This is a genomic window from Stenotrophomonas sp. STEN031 (assembly GCF_056759975.1).
The window spans coordinates 102,931-123,928 of record NZ_JBRREA010000005.1 but is presented as its reverse complement, the minus strand read 5'-3'; the positions used below and the strand labels follow the sequence as shown (position 1 = coordinate 123,928).

The following is a 20,998-nucleotide window of genomic DNA, read 5'->3' as shown; positions in this document are numbered from 1 at the left end:
GCGATCATGTTGCGACAGGTTCCGGTTGAGGCCAGAATCCTGTTGCGACGACAAGGATCGGGGTTTCGGCGATGGCCAACGGTGTTGCGACGAAGGCAGGTGCCCGCCGAGCGGGCTTCAAGTTTAGTCTGACCCACGCGCAGGTGATGCAGCTTTCCACCAGCGTCGTGCCGGAGGTCGTTGGGGGCGGGCGGATCAAGTTGGTTCCCCGTCCCAAGGCCGACCAGGGCAAGCCCTACCGGATCGTGGACGCCAGCCAGGGTGCCCCCGTGGGTTTCGGCTTCTACGTGGGCAAGACGAAGGTGACCTACGAGATGGTCCGGCGCGGCCCCAACGGGGTGCGCCGCTTCGCCTTGGGCAACGTGACGGACATGGGCCTGGCTGAGGCCCACGAGAAAGCGCGGCAGCACGTGGCGATCCTGCTGAGCACCGGGGAAAACCCAAAGGTCCACCAGGCCAAGGCCAAGGAAGCAGCCCAGAGCATCAAACGGCTGGCGAACATCACCGTTCGCGAGTGCATGGCTGCCTACCTGGCGGACATGGAAGAGCGCCTGGCCTTGGGGCAGGTCAAGGCGAACAGCGTGGAGGCTTATCGGGACAGCATGGCGCGGTTGGAGCGTCCGGAAGTGAACATGGCCGACCGGGTCGTCAAGGATCTGCGCGAGAATGACATCACGGCCGCCTACAGTAAGATGCGGAAGAGCGCCATGGAGCGCTCCAACCGCGTCCCCACTCACATGAAAGCCGTCCTCAAGGGCTATGAGGACTGGGCGGAGCTCGACACCGCCAAGCTCGAATCACTGGGCATCACGGGCAAATACATCCAGCGGGTGAAAGCCGCCGGAGTGGCCGCGGCCGAGCACACCTTCACCGATGCATACCGCGGCGTGAAGCACATACTGCGCAAGGAGCTGGAGTTGGCCAGCATAGAGGGGCGTCCCCTCGTGCTGTCCTTCAACCCGTTCTCAGTCGTCTTCAGCAAGAAGCTGGTGCGAGGCGCAAGGGCACTGCGGAAACATTACGAACGGGCCGAGGTTCGAAACCCTCTCAACGACGACACTCTCCCCAAGGTGCTCAAGGCGATCGTGGCCCGCCGAGACGAGCAGGGTGGTCACAATGCCGCCGCTTCGGACTATCTGCTGCTGACGCTGCTCTGGGGCTCGCGCCGCAGTGAAGCGGTGCAGCTGCGTTGGTTTGATCGCTGTTCCAAGGGCGAGCTGTCCCAGCGGGAAGTGTCCTGGGTTTGGCTGGGTGCAGCGGATGCGGTGAATCCCTACACCGGCCGCACCGGCCCGCAGGTGTTCATGAGCGACACCAAATCGGGCGAGAGCCGATTCTTGCCCGTGACCTACTTTGCGGAACGGATCCTGCGCCGTCGTTTCGAAGGCCGTTTGGACAACGCCACAGCAAAGAAGGAATTAGCCGCCGCTCGTCAACTGCTGGAGTCAGCGCGCGAGAGTGGTGCGAGCAAGGCCGTGATCGTGGGCCTCCAGGAGGCCGTGGAAAAGGCGGAGCACGAGGTTCAGCGAACGAAATATGTGTTTCCCGCCCGCTCCAGCCGAAGCAAGTCCGGGCACTACTCCGATAGCAAGTCGATCCTGGCCAATGTGCGCCGGGATGCCGGGCTCATTGACCTTCGGGACGAGGTCGACCAAGGCCTGACCACCCACGATCTGCGCCGGACCTTGGGACGCTACGCCGGCCTGCTCCTTGGAGACAGCCGGGTGGTCTCCCAGATGCTCCACCACCACGTGTCGCAGCCGGACGACAAGGGCATGTCGGAGGTGAGCTTGCGCTACACCGACCAGGAGTGGAAGCGATTGCGTGAGGCGTTCTCCGAGGTGGAGGAAATGATGATCGCCACCAGCCCCAGGGTATGGAACCGGCTCAAAGGCGTGGACAAGCCCCGGCTGGACGAATCCAAGGACGAACCGGTTACCATCTTTGCTCCCCGCAACCAGATCACCGCGCTGGATGACGATTGAGCTTCAACGCGCCGAAGAGCAATACCTGGCATTGCAGGCCACGGCGGTAGACCGGGAGTTGGAACGGGCCGCGGCTGGCCTGCCGCCTCCTACCGTGAGCACCAAGGCCGCGGCCAAGTTCCTGGGCGTCCACTTCGACACCCTGGGTGAATGGCGGCGGCGCTCGCCCCCACTGGGTCCTCCCTTCCAGAAAGGGGCGGGGCAGGTTGGGGGTGGGCTGAACCAGCACGTGCGCTACCTCTACAGCGACCTGGTGGAGTGGCAGAACGCCCGGTTGGGCAAGTCACCGAAAGAACGCCGCCTGCAGAATGAGCTGGATATGGCGCAACAGCGCGTGCGCGAGCTGGAACTGGAGCTTTCCCTCCGCCAGGCAAAGGAAGAACTTGCCAAGCTCCAGAAGAAGCTGGGCCGCATCTCGAACCTGGCCACCCTTTCGGACGTGGCGGTGGTGTCGCACGACTGGGCGCTGGATGGGGATCGCATTGCGGGCCATGTCTTGGCTGTGGACGACGCCACGCTTGCTCAGGCCTTGGCCGATGGCAACATTTGGGAAGGCACCGTGGAAGTTGCCTTGGCCCAACCCTGGATCAACACCGAGAGCCGACAACCCTACCAGGACGCATTCCTAGGCGTCCTCGCCGCAACCCAGCATGCCATCGATGCGTCACGGTCGCGCCAGCGTGCCAGTGATCTGGAAGAGCGGTTGAGCGTCGATGTGGTGGAGAGCACTGGGGTTCGGCCCTTTGGGAAGGGGAGCAGTCGGCTTTGAGCGCTGACGAATCCGGCTGGATGGGTGGGCGGCGTCCAGGACGCCCTCCGAAAGATCCTGGTCCTTTCGTCTTGACCTACTCAGAGGACGTTGAGCTTACCCAAGCGATCGATGGAAAGCGGGAGTGGGTCGGTCCTGGTGTGGCGGCCTACATGCTGGGTATTTCCAAGGACGCGCTGAAAAAGCGACGCCAGAGAAACGAAGGGTTGATCCCCGTGCACCGACCGGCGAGAAGCAACCGTCAAGGAGTGCAATACCGTTGGTCTTCGGTGTGTGAATGCCGCGATGCCGAAGGGTATCAACGGTCCATGATGGATGAGCGGCTACGGAGAACAGAAGACCGCTTGGAATCGGCTGAGAAGCTTCTGGCAGAAGCTCTTGCAGCTCTTCGACAAGCGGGCATCCCCGGCTTGGAACAGAAATTGCCCATGGCGTTGAACGAGTCCGATCGACTGATGGGGCTCGCCGTATTTCATCCCCATCGACCCGCGCGTGCGCTCACGGTGCTTGAAGCCCTCGAAATCCCTTGGGTGAGCAGCGAGGCGCGTCAGCCGTTCCACAACTGGGCCATGGACGTGCTCCAGTCCGCCGCCGAGAGCGTTGCGAAAGCCACCGATTGCTCCTTGTTCCCGTCTTTTTATCGGGAAACGCTCGGATGAGGCATATCAATGCATGCTGGCCGTTATCGGGACAAATGTCCCGATAAAGCGGCCTTTTCGCGCGGAAATCCTACAGCGCCGCGCCCGCAAGCTCGCGTCCGTTCCGATCGGGAACGACAGGCGAGATCGACATGCAGTCCAACGTTCTTCAGTTCAAACCGGCTACCCGCACCAAGCGCCTCTTGGCGCCGAAGGCCACCCGGCTCACCACCGCTTGCTACAAGGCGTGCGACAAAGACTACTCGGCCGTCGATTGGTATACCCCGCCGGCAATCGTCAAAGCGCTGGGTGGCCAGGAGGGGTTTGACCTCGATCCTTGCACGCCGGAAGACCATTCCGATCTGCCGGCGCCGACGGCCTGCCGGATGATCCCGCCCAGCCAGGATGGCCTGGCGACGGTGTGGTGGCCGCAGGCCTTCGTGTGGATGAACCCGCCCTACGGGAAGGGCATGGACAAGTGGATGGCCATGCTGGCCAACCACCCCGGAGGTGGTATCGCGCTGGTGCCGGCCCACATGGACCCGGCTTGGATGCACGACTTCGTGCTCAACCATCCCAACACCACCGCCATCCTCCTCACCCGCGGACGACTGAAGTTCGTGCGTCCGGACGGAACCACTGGAACTGCCGCGCCGACCGGGTCGGTGTTCGTGGCTTACGGCCAGCGGGCTGCCCGCAACCTCAAGAGGGCGCAGGAAGACGGTGTGCTGCGTGGGAAGTTCTTTGCGATCCAGCGGGTGACGAAGGTGGCCAACGCCAACCAGGGGAGTGCCAACGATGAGTAATCAGACCGAAGGCGCTCTGCGCGTCTTGCAGTGGCTTGGAAGCATGGAGGCTCGCGTCAACAACTCGCATACCAAGGGCTGGCGTCAGGTGCCCGGAAATCTTCCGATGCACACGTGTCCGAGGGATTACGCCAAGGAGTGGGAACAGAAGGTCGCCCACCGCAAGGGAGCTGCGAACAAGCGCTTGGTGAAGGCCATCCGAGCCATTCCCGCCAGCAACAACCGCGAGCGAATGACTTTGTTTGTGAATTACGCGCTGAAAGTGGCTGTCCATCGGCAGCTTGAGAAGTTCCAGGCCAACTTGGGATTGCCCGTGATGCCGTGGGTGGACATGGATCTGTTGGGGCCCGTGAAGGAAGGGCAGGCCGATTGGCACGGACAGGTGACCGATGCCTACGTGACTGCCATGCAGCATGCAGCGCCCTTTGAGTGCCTGCTGGGAGAGGTGTTCAACGTCGTAGTGGGGGCGGGCCAAAAATCGGATTGTCAGCACTTCACGCCCTGGGACATGGCCAGTGCAATTCCGCGACTTCTCCCCGAGGGCAGGACGTTGACGGGCGACGCCATGGTGGCGCCGGTCACGGTGATGGATCCCGCGTGTGGTTCTGGAACGCTGCTGTTGGCTCAGATCCAAGGCCATCTTCGGAATGGCCATAACCGTCCTGACGCACTGAAGAACCTTGTGGTCATGGCCAATGATCGGGACCCGCTTTGCGCCGCAACGACGGCCCTCCAGTTGCTGATGAATCAGCTGGTGTGGGAACAGCCGATTGGCCTGGTCAACGTGGAGTGCAAGGACACGATCACGGAATACCTGAAACCGAAACCGGTGTTTGGCACGGTGATCGCCCATTGGACGACTGAGTCGACCACTTTCAAGGAGAACCCCCATGACGCATAAGGAAATGTCCCCTGGTCTGGCCAGTGGTCTGGTCAAAGCAATCCGTGGAATTCCCACGCGACCGAACCGTCCGTGGAATGCCCGCGAGGCCATGGAGCTGTTCGTTCAGCACACCTTGGTGAGTCTCATCCACGCGGGCAACATGATGGCGATCGACAAGCTGGGCGCATGCTTTAGCGGCCGGGCGCTCGGCTTCGCCACGTTGCAGGAACACAGCCCTCCGGTCGAGCCGTTGGCTCATGCCATCAAGGCCTATACGGACCTGGTGGGCGAGTGCCGCCCGTTCGAAGACTTGCTGGTTTGGGTGCATGCCGAGTTGTTGGCCACCAAAGGCGGGGAAGGCATTGGTCAGTTCTTTACGCCAACGGATTTGGTGGAACTGACCGCTGGTATCGCTCAGGATCATTTCATCCGTCACCCGGCCAACCCTCGCTGCTTCAGGATTCACGAGCCGGCATGCGGTGCCGGTGGGTTGCTGTTGGGCGCTGTTCGCTCGCGAATGGAAGGCTTTCCCAGCGACACGATCGAGGTGAGCGCCGTGGACCTGGATCCGTTCTGCGTGGCGATGACGGCCTTGCAGCTGCAGGCAGCCCAAGTGCTGCATGGCGTCCCGCTCAAGCACGTCGAGCTCTGGGTAGGAAACACCTTGGCTGGCCCACTGAAGCTGGGTTACATCACCAACCGGTGGAAGGGAACGGTAGAGGAGTTGTTGGAGCAAAAGGCGGTGATGGTTGTTTAGTCAAGTGTGGCCTCCCGCCCCGCCGTAACAAGCACCCGTTACACCCGTCCCAGGTGCTTGTTACGGAGGAATCTCCCGTTGATTCAATGGCTTTGCAGTCGTGTCAGTGCTTGTAACGGGTGTAACGGGTAGGTGGGTATTACTTTCCAGTGCATAGGAAGTGTGGGCTTGAATGACTCATGAGTTTTTCAAACTGATGGATCCACTTGTTACACCTGTTACACCCGTGACAAGCCTTATCTGACAAGGGTTCCAGCGGTAACAAGGGGTGTAACAAGCACCTGTTACACCTTGGTCCAAAAGTGCGAACTACCTCACGCATTTGCAGAAAATGCTGTTGAGGAAGCAGAAATTGGTTTTAGTCAAATGATCGGTATGGACAAGTTCGTGAGCTCTGTTTGGATGGAGTTGTGGCCACAACAAGGCCACATCATCCAGGAAACGAGCAATGACGAACATCCCGAGATCGAAGAAGGCGACTCAACCGCGAGACGAATTGTTGAAGGCTCGGGTAAGCCGAGCGTTCAAGCAGCGGCTACAAGCGGCGGCTGATGCCCAGGGCAAGACTCCATCGGAAGCCATGCGCCAAGCGCTGGTGGAATGGATGAGTCGCGTCCAGCAAGCCGCGTAATCAATAAAAAACCCCGGCGCCAACCGGGGTTCTAAAACGGACAACACACACATGAACGATACAACGACAACCTCGGGTGTCAATGGGCGCCCCAACAATGTCCTCTCCTTTCGAGGAAATGCGGCTCCCAAGGCCGCGTTTGGCGCACCAGCGCCCAAAGCAACCTTGAGCGATCAAGCGTTTGAGGCTGATTTCGCCGACCATCTGAAAGCGACGGAGGAGTATGCGATCGGCGGCAAGCTGCCAGATGGCGATGACGATTGCAGCTTCTTTCGATGGCTGCCTGAGCAGGGCTATTGGGACCGGTGTTCTGAGAAGGACATGGCCGCCAAGGCGCTTTCCTGGCTCCGATTGGAGCGCAAGGACAAGGCGAACGCCGGTCACGCCACCAGCTGCATCAACACCGCCGTGCTGGAGTTGATGGGTGATCGGCAATGCTGGCTGCCCAAGAAGTCCGATCGCCGGGCCATCGTTCCCCTCAAAGGGGGCTACCTTGAGATCGTCAAGCCGGACGAACCGAGCCGTGCTCCAGCTGCGGCTGATGGTGAAGAAGTCATCGATCAAGACGTCTTCTCACCCACCTACGGACAGAGCTTGGGGCTGCGGCAGGCCATCCTGTTTCCGGAAGACGTGGCGCCCTCTAGGACGCGTATCCGGGTGCTGGCGCCGAGCAAGGAACATGGCATCACTTACCAAGTGCCGGCCAAGCTGCGGCTGGACCAGGTGGATGGAGAGGGGTATTACATCCCCAAGCCGTTGGACCCCCATTCGAAGTTCGGTCAATACCTGGATCTCTTCCAGCCCGATCTGGAGGTGCGCGCGCTCTTACAGGAAGCGGTGGCCAGCTCGTTGATGTCGATCTGCTTTGAAAAGGCCTTCTTCCTGGTCGGGTCGGGCAGCAATGGAAAGTCCACGTTCCTCCACATCCTGCGCGCCCTTCACCCTCGCAACGTGTCGCTGCGCCTGGAGAAGCTGGACGGAACTTTTGCCATGGCCCCTTTGGTGGGCAAGAGCGCCTACATCGTCACGGAGACGCCCAAGGTCCTTGCCGCATCCATCCAGGAAGTGCTGAAGGCGCTCATTTCGCGTGACCCCATCCAAGTGGAGGCCAAGCGCAAGGATGCTTACACCACGCTGCCGATCGGCACCCTGTTTGCCAGCGTCAACTCCTGGTTCACGGTGTCAGGGCACGAGCACGGGTTCTGGAGAAAGGTCCTGGCCATCCCCTTCAACGTTCGAATGGGGGAGAAGACCCACGAGAGTGCGAACGGTGGAAGTGGAAAGAAGCGCGAGCCTGATTTCCACCTGCAGATCACCGAAAGCGAGGAGGAGATGGCCCAGGTGTTGGACTGGGTGCTGGAAGGAGCGCTGCGCCTCATGGAGCGAGGCGGGTTCTCCGAGAAGCTGCCCGATGCCGTGGTCGCACTGGCCGAGCAGAACCGAATGGAGTCGGACACGACCATGGCCTACATGGCGGACCGCGAGGCAACCTACGACAGCGGTGTTTGCACCGACAAGACCGCCATCTATGCCGATTACCGCCAATACGTGTTGGAGGAACTGGGTAAGAAGCCCGTCAACGCGGAAGACTTCTGGAAGCGCGTTCGCGAGAAGTTTCCCGAGGCCGGCATCTACCAAATCTCCCATGGGGGCAAGAAGCCACGTGTGGCAGAGATTCGGATTGCTGGGATCAAGCCGTTGAGGGACTTGGCCGATCTGGAAATGCCTGTATGAGCACCTCATCCGACGATCTCCAATCTCGCTTTGCCGAAGCCGCCCTGGCCGGCAACCTCGCCGAGTGCCAGCGGCTCCATGCCCTTGGTGCCGACGTGAACCATGCCGACAAGGACCGGTTCACCCCGCTGCACGAAGCCGCCCAAGGCGGACATCCCGAGGTGTGCGAATGGTTGATCGGGCAGGGGGCGCAGGTAGACGCGGTCGACAAGACGAACAACACCCCCCTCCACGAAGCCGCTCGGTTCAACGAACCCCAAGCAGTGACGTCCCTGGTCAACGCAGGTGCATGTCTTGAACGCCCGGGTTACGAAGGACGAACTCCGCTGTATCAAGCCGCGCTCTACGGGTCCAAGGATGCGTTGGAAGCGCTCATTGCCGAGGGGGCGGACGTCCACGCCCGCATCTGCCACACGAAGTGGGACACTGTGACCCGGAAGCTCATCTACGACGCCCAGGTCGTGCGGGAAACGACGTTCACCAACGGCACGGCTCTGCACGCAGCCGCTCAAGCCGGCGCCAACTGTTCATCGCCCAACCGGCCCGACCACTTGGGTTGCGCAGAATCATTGCTGGCCGCTGGGGCGGGCATCGGCGCGAAAGAGCGGGTGAGGGCGACGTTGAAGAACGTGCTGCCCACTGGGGATGAGATTGAATCCTCGTTCGCGCTGCTGCCGCTCAACGCGGCCACCACCCTGGACATGGCCAAGCTCCTCGTGGCTCACGGGTCACCCCTGGAAGGCAACCCATCCCCGTTTGCCAGTGCCGTGGGCGTTGTGAAGGGGCAGCAAGGCATGGACATCGCGGCCTTCCTGTTGAACCAGGGCTACCGGCCCAACGATCACGATCGAAAGGTCATGGCGAGAGTGGGGATGGAGCCAGGTGCGCTCGACCACCGGGCTCATGAGATGCGCTCGGAGGAACGGCACAGGCGCCTGGAAGAAACGTTGAATCAGGCCTCGCCCGCCGTAGCCCATGGCAGCAGCCCAAGTGCTCCATGCATGGTCATCGGCGGGGCGTTATGGAGCGCCCGCAATGACGTCAAGGCGCAGCCAGTCGCCGTCCAAGAAGCACCCCGCCAACGGATGCGCCTATGAGATCGCGTGACAGGTTTGAGATGTCTCTTCACGAGGCCGCACGTTTGAACCGCCCGGACCTGGTGCTTGCCCTGTTGGAGGCTGGCGCCGACATTGAAAGGCCGGATGAGGAAGGTCGAACCCCGTTATGCCTCGCCGCGCTCTATGGGTCCAAAGAGACTTTGAAGGCCTTGATCGGCGCGGGTGCCGATGTGAATGCTCGCATCGAACATTCCACATTTGTAGGTGCGCAGAGGCAGCAGACAGGGTTTCTGAGGCAAGTCATCGGAACGACAGCGTTACACCTTGCTGCAGCGGCGGGAGGGCGATATTCAACGCCAATGTGCCCCGACCACCTTGGATGCGCACAACTGCTGCTGGCAGCAGGGAGCAATGTTGGTGCGGAAGAAGTGACGACGGAGACTCGGGTGGCGGCAGGCGTCATATGCGACGAGCCTCAACTGGTCAGAACCTTTGTGCCCCTCAATTATGCGGGCACTTTGGAGATGGCCAAGTTGCTTGTTGCCCATGGATCCCCCAGGAACAGGAGCGATTCACCCATCGTCAGTGTGGTGCGCATGCTCCAAGGCAGGAGCGGGTTAGACATCGCTGCCTTTCTGCTCAAAGAGGGGTATGAACTGACAGAAGGCGCGTGCGCCGTCATGGAATGGGTAGGCATTCAACCTGGCATGCTGATTCATCGAGCCTATGAAATGCGCGCGGGTGAGCGACACAAGCGCTTGGAAAGGCAGCTGCGCCAAGCATCTCCTGGCTCAAGGATGCGTTTGTGACCGGGGCTTGCCAAATCCCGACGCCGTCGCATGCTGAAGCGATGGACCATTCCGACGCCCTCCACGAATCCGCTCTCGATCGCCAGGACGCCCTGGCGGCATCCCCCCGTTTCGTGGTCCTCAAGACCCCCGGCGGCGTCCGCCTCCAGCTCCAGGACGACGATGGGGACCCCGACACGCGGCTGACCATCGACCGCGTGTTGACCTTGCTGGAGAGCGCGTTGGAGCAAGGCCGCGCGGTCACCCTCCACGATTAGCCCACCCACCACCATCCGCACCGCCGACAGGGTGCGTCTTCTTCCCAGGAGATCCCTGTCGTGTCCGATTCAACCAACGAAAGCTTCCTTCAGCGCCACTCGCGCGACGTCGTCGAGCGCCTGATCCGCCAGATGGAGGAGGGCACCGGCCCCTTCGTCCAACCTTGGGACGCCCGCATGGACCTGGGGCGCCCGATGAACCCCACGACCGGCAAGACCTACAAGGGCGGCAACCTGCTCCACCTCTGGACCTTGCAGAACGCCTGGGACGTGAAGGACAACCGTTGGATGACCTACAAGCAAGCCGCGGCCGTGGGCGCCCAGGTGCGCAAGGGGGAGAGGGCCAGTGTCATCGAGTATTGGGACTGGTCACCGGTCGAAGAAGCGAAGAAGAGCGGCGACCCCGAGCTCATCGCCAAGGCCCACCCCAAGGTGTTCTTCCCCCGGGTGTTCAACGCCTCCCAGATCGATGGCTTGCCCGCACTGGTCCTACCGGAGCAGCGGCCAGAGCCGGAGATCCACCAGGCCTGCGAGAAGGTCATCCAAGACAGTGGGGCCAAGATCAGCCACGACGGGGGCAACCAAGCGTTCTACCGCCCGATGACCGATAGCATCCACCTCCCAGAGCGGAACACCTTCCACTCGGCCAGCGGCTACTACGCCACCGCCCTCCACGAACTGGGCCACTGGACCGGCTTCCCCTCCCGCTTGAATCGCCCAATGAAGGGCGGCTTCGGCTCCGTGGATTACGCGAAGGAAGAGCTGGTGGCCGAAGTGTCGTCCATGCTGATGGGCGAGCGCCTGGGCATCGGCCACGACCCCACCCAGCACGCGGCCTACATCCAGCACTGGATCCAGATCCTCCGCAACGACCCCCGCGAACTCTTCCGAGCCGCTGCATCGGCCGATCGGGTGGTGGAGTTTCTGAAGGTGCCCGAGCTCGTCCACGAGCCACTGCCGAAGGTGGAGCAGGAACGGCAGCCGGTGGCGGCCAACCAGCAGGAGCTTGAAAAACCTAACGTCGAAAAGGCTCGCACCAAGGGGCGTTCGAAGACCAAGCAGCGGGAACACGTGATGGTGGCCTGATCCCCTTGCGGGTTCACCAATTCGAGTTATGCATAGGGATACCTACTCACGAAATGGAGGTGTCCCTTGAAACCCATCGTTCTCGCCATTGCTCTCGTTGCCGCCATCCCCTCGGCATTCGCCGCCGACAACACCTCCTCACGCCGCTACGGCACCTCTGAAGCCCTGTCCGTTCAGGACGCCCGATTGGGCGAGGTGCTGATGGTGCGCCCCGTCCAGCTCAAGAGCGACAAGAAGGTCAACGCCGGTTCGGCCATCGGAGCCGCGGTGGGATACGGCGCGGCCCGCAACGTGGACGGTGACCACCGCAACGCCGCCCGTGTGGCCGGTGGGGTCATCGGTGGGGTGGCCGGCACGGCCATCCAGAACGGCTTCTCCGGCCGACGCGCCATCGAGATCTACGTGCGCGACTTGAGCGACAGCCGCGGCCGGGTCATCGCCATCGTCCAGGAGGGGGACGTGATGGTGCGCCAAGGGGATCGCGTGTTCCTGGTGGGCAAGGGCAAGAAGACGCGGGTGGTGCCCGTGATTCCCCAAGCGCTTCTGGACCCCACCCGCATGGCTCCATGCGACGCCAGCGTAGGGACCTGGGACCCCGATGCTTGCCCTGCCCCTCGACTTACCCGTGTGGGAACAGGGCTCGAAACGCTGATTGCTGATGGAATGACCGTCCAAGAGGCGATTGAGGCGTCCGGGGCACTCGCCGCGCTCGAACGTCGCATCCACGCGATGGATGCAGCACCGCCCATGAGCAACCCGCAGTTCACGCCCGTGGGTTCAACGGGCATTGGCGGCCCCACGCAAGCAGCTGGCGCGTGCGGAGAAGAGACGCAGACGCGCATTGGTTGCGTGGCTCGCTGACATGTGGGCCTTTCTGAAGGGTCTGCTCACTCCGCGCCGCATCCCAGCGGACCGTCGTCCTCTCGACGAGTTTGGTGATGCGGGCTTGTCAGACGATGCAAAGGCGGAAATCGACCGGCTGCGTCAGGCTCGAGGCTGGGGGGTCAGCCGCACCGGTATGACCAACTGCCATTTGCGTCCCGTCGCGCGGCAATGGTGCGCCCGCACCGGCGGCAAGTGATGGGCCCGGACTGGACCGCCGTGTGGTTCGCCCTTTGGACCACGGTCGCGTTCGCGGGCTGGCTGGCAGTGCTGGCATGCACCGCCTTCCTCCTGCCCACGTGGACGGGCCGCAGGTTTCGCGCGGCCGCTCGGACCGGTGGCCCCGATGACCATGCAAAGGAAAAGCCCCAGATCCCACGTCCATCTTCGCCCCGACCCGGTCGACCTGCGCGATCCCATCGATTTCCTGTTCGAGACCGACGGGCAGCGCGACCCACTGCTCCAGGCCCTCTACACCACCTCGCTGGTCCACCGACGCGATGTGGACGCCATCGACCGGCTGCTGGACCAGCATCGGGAGGCTTACGGCGAACCGGAGCAGGTGGCCTACGCCCAGCAGCGGGATGGCCTACATGACCGGCCATTGCCCCTGATGAGCAGCGATGGGTGCGTTGGCGACGCTGGCCTCCAGCACTACCTGGAGGAACACCGCGCCTGGAATCCGGTCACCCAGAGGGAGCGCGCCTTGTCCTCGCAGACCCTGGGGATGAGCGCATGAGCCTGTCTGCTTACCACGTGGCGCGGGAGGACATGCGAGCACTGCGACGCCAAACGTTGGCCAAGGTATTCCGTCACGGGATGACGGCCATTGAGGCATCGCACGCGCTCGCCATGGAACTGGGCTACAGCTTCACGGACACCACCATTCATTCCGATCTGAAGGCGCTCGGGCTCAAGCCCGAATCGGGCACCGAAAGGGTGAGGGCGATGACCAAGGCTCGCCGAATGGAGGTCAAGAAGGGCGTGCTCGCGGGGGAGTCGGTCCAGTCCCTGGCCGAGAGATTGAGGGTCCCTGTTCACACCATCAAAGCCGATTGCCACGTCCTGGTCGAGGCCGGGGATCTCCCCGCCGACATGCTTGCGCGGGGTCGAGTTCAACGTCGCCTGGCCGCGATGACGGCGGACATGGCTCGCTTGGGGCCGGAAGCCCGAGCTGCCTATGAGGCCTTGTGGGAAGCGGTGGCGGACGATCCCTATGGGTTGCCTGGGAGCTCCCCATGAACCTCATTCGTAGCGCCGCGTCCTGGTGGAACGCACGCCGAAGCCCTTCGCTTCAAAGGACATTCGACGAGCAGCAGCGCAACCTTGATAAGGAGCGTTGGCGGAAGAATCGTCTGGCTCGGGGCGCTGAAAATGCACCGGGCTGGTTCAATCGCGGTGGCATTGTGCAGGAGGTGCTTTATTTTCTGCTTATTCTCACCGTCATTGGGCTGCGCTATTTCGTCTTCTTCATGGCGGCCCTACTGGTCCTCACTCTATTTTTCGGTCGCTGAAGCCAGCCGTTCACTTCAAGTATGCACCGGGCAGTGGCCTCTTCACTGGGAATCTTGGCTCCGCTTCCCCCTCCCGCAAGGGCAGGCCTCCTCCACGGTGTTCCGGCCCTTCGCTGTGCGCCTGGCGGTGCTCGCTCCCGGGTGCGGGAGGTGCTGATCGCTTCGCCCATCGGTTCCCAGAGGCGCATCCCGCGCCGGTGGAGAAAGCAGATGAAGCGAGCGAACGACATCCGGGCCCAGTATCAACTGACGATGGACGAGGAAGGCATCCTCCTGGCCGCCTCGCAAATCCTGGAGCGCCGCCTGCAGCGCCAAGGCGCCATCACCGACCCCAGCGACGCCGCCGACTTCCTCAAGGCCCGCTGCGCCGGACTGCCGCACGAGGTGTTCGGCGTGGTCTTCCTCGATACCCGCCACCGCATCATTGCCACCGAGCACCTGTTCCAGGGCACCATCGATGGCTGCGAAGTTCACCCCCGCATCGTGGCCAAGCAGGCCTTGGACCACAACGCCGCGGCGGTCATCTTCTTTCACAACCATCCCAGCGGAAACCCGGAGCCCAGCGCGGCCGACCGTGCCCTGACGGCCCGCCTGAAGCAGTCGCTGGCACTGCTGGACGTTCGAGTGCTGGACCATCTGGTGGTTGCGGGAACCTCGCACGTGTCGATGGCTGCTCGGGGGTGGGTGTGACCACCCCCTTTATCACTCAGGAAAGGCCTGTCGCCGCCACCGGCCGCTGCGCGACCGGTGATCTGAAAAGCACTCGATGGAAGAAAGGCGACAACGCCTTCGACGCGGATTCGATGTTAGGAATCACGTTCCTGGGTCCAGCCCGAATCCTTCCTGGTGGTGGACGTCCCGGGCCAACCTGGGGTGCCGGTGAGGGTGGGCGGCCGCTTGGCGGGGAAAACCAACGCCCAGGGCCGCCTGGTGGTGGGCGAGGTGACCCCGATGGTGCCCACCGAGGTTCGCGTGGACGACAGGGCGCTGCCGCTGGGCACCCAGCTGGCCGAAATCGAACAAACCGCCACCGCGGGCCGCCTATCCGGCATGCACTTGACCTTCCCCGTCCTGACCGAGACCGCGCGAACTTTCCGCCTCACGGGCCCGGCCATCGAAGCGGGCACGGTGGCCAAGACGGCGACCGAGACCACCCAGGTGGGCTACGACGGCGTGCTCTACCTGGAGCAGCCGCGCTCCGGCCTGACGGTGGAGGTGGAAGGGGTCTGCAAGGCCCAGCTGCCTGCGGACCTTGGGGCTGCGCAAACGGTGGCTGAGGTGGCTTGCCGGTGAGTGGGAAAAGCGCTGTCTGCGCAGTGCGAGTTGGATGGCACAGATGGTCCCCTAGCGCCTTCGTTGCAGCTCAACGGTTTGCGGGTCCTACATCCATGCGCGGAGGGGCTAACTTGCTGATTGTATTGGTCGAGGCGAAAATGGCGAAGGGGATGAGTTGCGACCTTTCGGAGTCGCAACGGCTGTGCGGCGGCGCAGCCCATGAGACGGAGTTCGGGTATGTTCCGAAGCGTCGTCCTAGGGCTTTTTCAGCGCACAGGCTTCCCATGGCCCTAAGGGGCCATTTTTGCGGCTGGTCCGCGATCGAAGAACACAAGGTAATCAGATGAAATACGAAGAGCTGTCCAGGGCAGCGCTCATCAAGCTGCTGCAAGAGCACGATGCCGAACGCGCTGAAGCAGGGAGAGATGGCATCGTCTTGACCTACAGTGGGCGCACAGCTCCTTGGCAGATCGTTCGTCAGGTCAAGCCTCGGATGTTTGACTTCAACAAGCGCGCTTCCGTGGGCAGCGCTGACGAGGAGTGCGTTAACGAACTCTGGGATGGCGAGAATCTCGCCACCATGGTCACGCTTTACAAATATCGTGGCCAAGTGGATCTGGTGCTGACGGACCCGCCATACAACACCGGCGAGGACTTCCGTTACAACGACAAGTGGGACAAAGATCCCAACGACCCGGATATGGGCGATTTGGTGGCCAAAGACGATGGTTCGCGCCACAGCAAGTGGCTGCGATTCATGACGCCTCGTCTTTGGATGATGCGAGAAATGCTCAAGCCTGGTGGCGTCATCGCCATCTGCATCGATCATCGAGAACTCTACAGGCTGGGGATGTTGATGGATGAGATTTTCCACGAGGAGAATCGCATTGGCATCATCAATTGGCAGAAGTCATACTCTCCCAAGAGCGACGTAGGTGGAAAGAAGGGGGGCCTCTCCACCGCGACGGAATACGTTCTTGTCTATGCGAAGGATATTGAGCGGGCGAAGACTGGGCTTCTCGACCGAACTGAGAAGATGAATTCGCGCTATCGAAATGACGATGGTGATCCGGAAGGGGATTGGACTGCTGCTGACGCCACTGCCCCCGAGTATCGAACGACCGGAACCTACGCCATTCAATCGCCTTTCACAGGAAAGCTTTACTACCCCACAAGAGGACACTGGGTCTTCGAACGAGCCGAAATGAAGCGCCTGCTCCAAGGCTGGGGTAGTCAATACGTGTCCCACAAACTGGATGACGAGTGCGAGGCGAGCGCTCTTGTAATTAAAGGTTGTGCCTTTGCAAATGGCGAGCCGGTCTCTGATCAGGTATGCCTTGAGCGTGCAAGAGAGAAGGCGTTTGCTATTCGGAATGGAAGTGTCTGGCCGGGTCTCGTTTTCACGGATGGCGGTGAAGGTGGGCCTCGAGCAAAAAAATACCTTGCCAAAGTGAAGAAGGGTAAAGTGCCGCTCACATACTGGGCGAATGAGGACTATGAAGGTCTTCTAGACTTGGGCGTCCAATCATGGGATCACGCCGAATCCGGCCATAGCCAGGCTGGTATCAATGAGCTGGATTCTATTGTGGGCAAAGGTCATGGGTTCCGAACCGTGAAACCCTTGCGTCTGATGAAGAAGATTATTCAGATTTGGTGCAAGCCGGACGGAATCGTGTTGGATCCCTTTGCTGGCTCTGGCACCACGGCAAATGCGGTGTTGGAGCTCAACAAGGAATCCGACGCCAACCGCCGCTTTATTCTTGTAGAGCAGGGCAATGACGAGAAGGGCGATCACTACGCCAAGACCCTTACGGCTGACCGCATCCGGCGCGTGATCACTGGGAAGTGGAAGTCTGGGGATCGTGAGCCGTTGGGTGGAGGCTTCCGCTACTTCACGCTTAAGCGTGAAAAAGTGGACGCCAACGGCGTGAATGCCCTGGCGCGCGAAGAAATGATGGATCTCCTTTTGGTCAGCTATTGGGATCGCAATGACAAGGCCAAATCCTATCTTCGTAGGTTGCCTGTCGGCGGGCACAAGCACCTCTTTGCTGTGAATAGCCGCAACGAAGGCTTCTTCTTGGTGTGGAGCGCTCCAGATCAGCCCTCCATCCTGACGCGGACTGTGTTCAAAGAGATTGTGCAAGAAGCAAAGGCGGTCGGTTTGGCGGGGCGTTATCACGTCTACGCCGCCTTGGCGCCCTACACGGGCAGCGACATCGAGTTCTATCAGATCCCGGACAAAGTTCTGGAGCACATTGGCTTTAACGCCCGCGCGGACGCTTACAACAACGATGGTGGCATGGATGCAGATTGAGCTGAAACCGTTCCAGGTGCGTGCAGCCCAGCAAATCGCTGGCCGATACGCCTTCTTTGCGGGCCACCCTTACCGACCGGTCTACAAGGGCAAGCTTCCTCGTCCGTTCTATCAGGCGCTGTCGGCTATCACGGGCGCAGGTAAAACGCCGGTGCTGGCCGAGGCCGTCACGTTGATGCGCATGCACATGGCCGTTGAGCCCATCGTGTTTTGGATGAGCAAAGCCAAGTCGGTTGTCCAGCAGACGTATACAAATTTTTCTGGCGGCGGAAAGTATGCCGAGCTCGTTGACGATTTCCGTGTCATCCGGGCGGCGCAACTGGAACCCAACCTGATCTCGGATGGGAGTTCTCCCCTCATCGTGATGGCCACGACTGGGCTCTTTAACAATAAAGAGCAAGCCGACGGGGCGTTGAACATTTACAAGAAGGATCAGGATCTTTTCGGTGACCAATCGCCTTGGGAGCGCTTGATCGCCCGTGACGCCGGTGGGGTTCGGCGGCCGTTGGTCGTCGTCTACGATGAAGGCCACAACCTGTCCGAACAGCAGACCCAGATCTTGGCCGAGCTGGAGCCGGAGGCCTACCTCTTGGCCAGCGCGACGCTCAAGCTTCCCGCGAATTTTGCCAAAACGGTGCTTGCGCCCCAGGAAAGCTGGGTCGATGAGGCGGGCGAGGATGAAGCCAGTCTTGAGCGTTTTGCGCTGTTGGCAGCGGTTGACGGGAAGGGCGCTGCCGACGCCACTGCATTTGCCATCACCGAGGTGGACAGCAACGCGGTCATCAAGGCTGAGCTGATCAAGACTTCCATTCAGTTCGACGGCACCACTGCGCCGATGGAACGTTGCTTGGACGATCTCCACGATCGGCTTCAGTTGATTGAGCAAGAAATTCAGGGCCGGGCGCTGGGGTTCACACCGAAGGCCATCTATGTGTGCAAGACCAACATCACCGACGACGGTGATAAGGACGATCACACCAAGCCCTTTGAACACCGTAATGCGCCGCCGATCCGCATCTGGCGCTATCTGGTTGAACAGAAGAAAGTGGATCCGGCCAAGGTGGCCATTTACGCCGACCTGAAGTTCTCCGATGGCAACAAGCCAGATGAGTTGAATTTGTTCTCAAAGGGCGAGAGCGACTTCGACGAGTTCCAGGCCGGCGACTTTCAGCACATAATTTTCAACCAAGGCTTGCAGGAAGGTTGGGACGATCCTGCTTGCTACCTTGGCTACATCGATAAGTCGATGGGTTCTCAGATCAAGGTTGAGCAGATCATTGGCCGCGTTCTGCGCCAATACGACGCCAAGCATTACGATTCACCGTTGCTCAACAGCGCCCATTTTTTCTTGCGTGTGGACAAGAAGAACGTGTTCACCGAATCGATCGAGGCCGTGCGGGCCAAGCTCCAGGAATCTGGAGCAGCCATTGAGATCGTTCATACCTATGGCGGTGGGGATGGCGGCTCAGAAGATCTCGCCCCCAAAGAGGGGGTTTCCGTGCTCCTTCACCAGGTCCATGCGGATGCCGACGACGCAGTGGGTGCCATTGCCCAGTTGGTAGCGCAGTTCCCCACCTTTAAGGAAGGAGAGATCGATACTCAGGGCGACGCGCACAGCAAGACCGAGACGGTGGACATCTCTGACTTGGCTAAGGAGATCGGCCACGACTGGACGGCCAGTGGGCACGCGAACCGGGTGCGGCTGCGTTGGCTGGTGAGCAACGCCATCCGTGGGCGCTCTAGGTCCGCATTGGCCGTGGTAGACCTAAAGGCTTCCAAGTTTGACGTGAGGGTGGAAGCCGGTAGCAACGCCGCAGCTGCAGCTGACACCCTGGCTAGGGAGATCGTGTCCACCTACTACCAGCTGACCTCGCTGGTGTATGAATCCGAGCTGGAGTTCACGTTCTCGACCATGCGCGTGCCGAAGAAGGCGCAGGCCTTCGAAAACGGCCTCTATCCGCGATACGCAGGCCTCAACAAGTTTGAAGCACCGTTCGCCGCCGCCTTGGACAAGGCCGGACACACATGGCACCGGAACCCAAGCAATGGCGGTTTCCGTATTCCGCTGTTGTCGGAGGGGGACAGTGCTTCCTTCTCGCCGGACTTCCTGGTCTGGAAGGGCAAGTATGTGTTCTGCCTGGACACCAAGGGCTCGCACCTGCTCACCGATGCCGTGGCTCGCAAGCTGTTCGATATCCAAGACGAGGGGGCGACCAAGCTGTTGACCCGCTTCATTTCCGAGGGCAAGCAAACCGCGATCGGTGGCAAGGCAACAAAGGATGGCTACACCGTCTGGAAGATGAAGAACGGGTCGCCCACTCCGATCCATGTGTCTAATCTCGACCAAGCTGTGAAGGAATGTTTGAAGCCTTAGTAATCTGGCCTAGACATGTCCCAGGACTAGGGAATGCTGTCTCACATTGGAGAATGCTGGATGAGTGAAGCGGATCTTGTATGCGAAAGCGTCGAGTGGGTGAGGCGCGAACTGCGTGACCTTATGGGTAAGCAAAAGAAGGAACGTCCGTGGCTCAACTGCCCTACCGAGCGTGAGTGGGCCTTGCCAAGCTTTGGGATCCGGAAATGTCTGAGACGGAGTGGGCCCACGTTTTGAAGGTCCTGCGCCCGATCCTCGAGGAGCCAGAGCGGCAGCGCAAGCGCATTTTGGAGGTGCTCGGCGGTGCTGCAGCGAATCCAAATGAGAAGCCTCGTCGAAAAATGTAGAACCTGCATGCGGCCGTTGTTTCCTGCTCTGGCGATCTGAAAGGTGAAGATGGCAGCCAATTTCAACCAAATTCTGATCGTGGATTCCCTCCCGGAAGGCCAACTCAACACCGCAGCCCGCCTGTTCGCGGATGCCCAAGACTGGGCGCGGGTGATCGGCGACGTTCCTCACATCGCCAGCGTTCGCATCCCTTCCAGTGGAGCGTTCCTGGATCTGTTGGCCCAGCTGGCTCAGCAAGCGGCCAGGGATGCCTACGTTCCTTTGCTGCACATCGAGTGCCACGGCCGGGAAGAAGGGCTGGAGTTCGCAGACGGATCCGGGTTGACGTGGGACGAGGTGAAGCCGGCTTTCGTCACCCTCAATGTGGCCACCCGCTTGAACCTCATTGTAGTGGTCGCCGCATGCCATGGCGGCGCGATTGCTGGTTTTGTTCGCGCCGAGCACCGCGCGCCCTTCTGGGCATTCCTGGCTCCGAAGCGACAGATATCTGCAGGTGATCTGGAGGCGGCTCTGTCTGCGTTCTATCAAGCACTGCTCATGACACGATCGTCAGAGCGTGCGATGGACGCCCTCCGCGCAACCCCTTCTGGGCAGGAATTCTGGCAGCTGAGCGCGCAAACCATTTATCGATTGATAGTGGAGGGCTACGCAGAACGCCACCTCACGCAAGAGGCGGTTCAGCAGCAGGCGGAACGTCTGCGAGCCCGCGCTGCCGCGCATGGCGCGGTTTGGGCACAAGCTCAGATTGAGGCCATGATCCGCGACCCGGGAATCTTTGAAGGATTTCGCCGAGAGTTCTTCATGGTAGATCTGTATCCCGACGACGCGGAGCGCTTCCCCGCCGTGGCGGCTTAGCTCCGAGTCCGCGCGCCAACAGG

The 20,998-nt window shown here is 61.1% G+C and carries 22 protein-coding genes; all 22 read left to right on the top strand.

The genetic code is table 11. The features are described from left to right. The first annotated feature begins 71 nt into the window (after positions 1–71). The 22 genes from ACVOLQ_RS03890 (at position 72) to ACVOLQ_RS03785 (ending at position 20,975) form a co-directional block, all read left to right on the top strand. Positions 72–1,985, top strand: coding sequence for a site-specific integrase (locus tag ACVOLQ_RS03890; protein ID WP_180849844.1), 1,914 nt, complete (start codon positions 72–74; stop codon positions 1,983–1,985). Continuing rightward, positions 1,975–2,754: a nucleotide-binding protein gene (locus ACVOLQ_RS03885; protein WP_180849843.1), complete on the top strand. Its 780-nt coding sequence runs from the start codon at positions 1,975–1,977 to the stop codon at positions 2,752–2,754. The genes ACVOLQ_RS03890 and ACVOLQ_RS03885 overlap by 11 nt, the downstream gene beginning before the upstream one ends. Positions 2,755–2,906: 152 nt before the next feature. Continuing rightward, positions 2,907–3,413, top strand: coding sequence for a hypothetical protein (locus ACVOLQ_RS03880; protein WP_180849842.1), 507 nt, complete (start codon positions 2,907–2,909; stop codon positions 3,411–3,413). A gap of 131 nt (positions 3,414–3,544) precedes the next feature. Next, positions 3,545–4,198: a DNA N-6-adenine-methyltransferase gene (locus ACVOLQ_RS03875; RefSeq protein WP_481527144.1), complete on the top strand. Its 654-nt coding sequence runs from the start codon at positions 3,545–3,547 to the stop codon at positions 4,196–4,198. Then, positions 4,191–5,099 (top strand): DNA methyltransferase family protein, encoded by a 909-nt coding sequence (locus ACVOLQ_RS03870; RefSeq protein ID WP_481507524.1) that lies wholly within the window; start codon positions 4,191–4,193, stop codon positions 5,097–5,099. Before ACVOLQ_RS03875 ends, ACVOLQ_RS03870 begins: the two co-directional genes overlap by 8 nt. Further along, a complete protein-coding gene (locus tag ACVOLQ_RS03865; RefSeq protein WP_180849840.1) occupies positions 5,089–5,838 on the top strand; it encodes an N-6 DNA methylase in 750 nt (249 codons plus the stop codon). The genes ACVOLQ_RS03870 and ACVOLQ_RS03865 overlap by 11 nt, the downstream gene beginning before the upstream one ends. Before the next feature lie 366 nt (positions 5,839–6,204). Next, a complete protein-coding gene (locus ACVOLQ_RS03860; RefSeq protein ID WP_481507525.1) occupies positions 6,205–6,390 on the top strand; it encodes a hypothetical protein in 186 nt (61 codons plus the stop codon). Positions 6,391–6,520: 130 nt separating this feature from the next. Next, complete coding sequence (locus ACVOLQ_RS03855) at positions 6,521–8,203, top strand: DNA primase family protein (RefSeq protein WP_180849838.1); 1,683 nt, start codon at positions 6,521–6,523, stop codon at positions 8,201–8,203. Then, positions 8,200–9,300, top strand: coding sequence for an ankyrin repeat domain-containing protein (locus tag ACVOLQ_RS03850; protein ID WP_481527143.1), 1,101 nt, complete (start codon positions 8,200–8,202; stop codon positions 9,298–9,300). The genes ACVOLQ_RS03855 and ACVOLQ_RS03850 overlap by 4 nt, the downstream gene beginning before the upstream one ends. Continuing rightward, positions 9,297–10,070 carry an ankyrin repeat domain-containing protein gene (locus tag ACVOLQ_RS03845; RefSeq protein WP_481527142.1) on the top strand — a complete coding sequence of 258 codons (774 nt, stop codon included), beginning with the start codon at positions 9,297–9,299 and terminating at the stop codon, positions 10,068–10,070. The genes ACVOLQ_RS03850 and ACVOLQ_RS03845 overlap by 4 nt, the downstream gene beginning before the upstream one ends. A 41-nt stretch (positions 10,071–10,111) precedes the next feature. After that, positions 10,112–10,327, top strand: a complete 216-nt coding sequence (locus ACVOLQ_RS03840; RefSeq protein ID WP_481527141.1) for a hypothetical protein — start codon at positions 10,112–10,114, stop codon at positions 10,325–10,327. 60 nt (positions 10,328–10,387) lie between these two features. Continuing rightward, on the top strand, positions 10,388–11,413 hold the full coding sequence (locus ACVOLQ_RS03835) for an ArdC family protein (protein WP_481527140.1): 1,026 nt from the start codon (positions 10,388–10,390) through the stop codon (positions 11,411–11,413). A gap of 66 nt (positions 11,414–11,479) precedes the next feature. Further along, positions 11,480–12,274, top strand: a complete 795-nt coding sequence (locus tag ACVOLQ_RS03830; RefSeq protein WP_254573924.1) for an outer membrane lipoprotein — start codon at positions 11,480–11,482, stop codon at positions 12,272–12,274. A gap of 1 nt (position 12,275) precedes the next feature. Further along, positions 12,276–12,494 (top strand): hypothetical protein, encoded by a 219-nt coding sequence (locus ACVOLQ_RS03825; protein WP_254573925.1) that lies wholly within the window; start codon positions 12,276–12,278, stop codon positions 12,492–12,494. A 147-nt stretch (positions 12,495–12,641) separates the two neighbouring features. Next, entirely contained in the window at positions 12,642–13,034 is a 393-nt protein-coding gene (locus ACVOLQ_RS03820; protein WP_481527139.1) for a hypothetical protein, read from the top strand. After that, on the top strand, positions 13,031–13,537 hold the full coding sequence (locus ACVOLQ_RS03815) for a hypothetical protein (RefSeq protein WP_478060882.1): 507 nt from the start codon (positions 13,031–13,033) through the stop codon (positions 13,535–13,537). Before ACVOLQ_RS03820 ends, ACVOLQ_RS03815 begins: the two co-directional genes overlap by 4 nt. Next, positions 13,534–13,809, top strand: a complete 276-nt coding sequence (locus tag ACVOLQ_RS03810; protein ID WP_481527138.1) for a hypothetical protein — start codon at positions 13,534–13,536, stop codon at positions 13,807–13,809. The genes ACVOLQ_RS03815 and ACVOLQ_RS03810 overlap by 4 nt, the downstream gene beginning before the upstream one ends. Positions 13,810–14,019: 210 nt before the next feature. Beyond that, positions 14,020–14,499, top strand: a complete 480-nt coding sequence (locus ACVOLQ_RS03805; protein ID WP_478060886.1) for a JAB domain-containing protein — start codon at positions 14,020–14,022, stop codon at positions 14,497–14,499. A 207-nt stretch (positions 14,500–14,706) separates the two neighbouring features. Then, positions 14,707–15,102, top strand: coding sequence for a hypothetical protein (locus ACVOLQ_RS03800; RefSeq protein WP_481527137.1), 396 nt, complete (start codon positions 14,707–14,709; stop codon positions 15,100–15,102). Between the two features lie 325 nt (positions 15,103–15,427). Next, positions 15,428–17,398 (top strand): site-specific DNA-methyltransferase, encoded by a 1,971-nt coding sequence (locus tag ACVOLQ_RS03795; protein ID WP_481527136.1) that lies wholly within the window; start codon positions 15,428–15,430, stop codon positions 17,396–17,398. Then, complete coding sequence (locus tag ACVOLQ_RS03790) at positions 17,388–19,772, top strand: DEAD/DEAH box helicase family protein (RefSeq protein ID WP_481527135.1); 2,385 nt, start codon at positions 17,388–17,390, stop codon at positions 19,770–19,772. Before ACVOLQ_RS03795 ends, ACVOLQ_RS03790 begins: the two co-directional genes overlap by 11 nt. A 396-nt stretch (positions 19,773–20,168) precedes the next feature. Next, complete coding sequence (locus tag ACVOLQ_RS03785) at positions 20,169–20,975, top strand: hypothetical protein (protein ID WP_481527134.1); 807 nt, start codon at positions 20,169–20,171, stop codon at positions 20,973–20,975. Positions 20,976–20,998 lie beyond the last annotated feature (23 nt).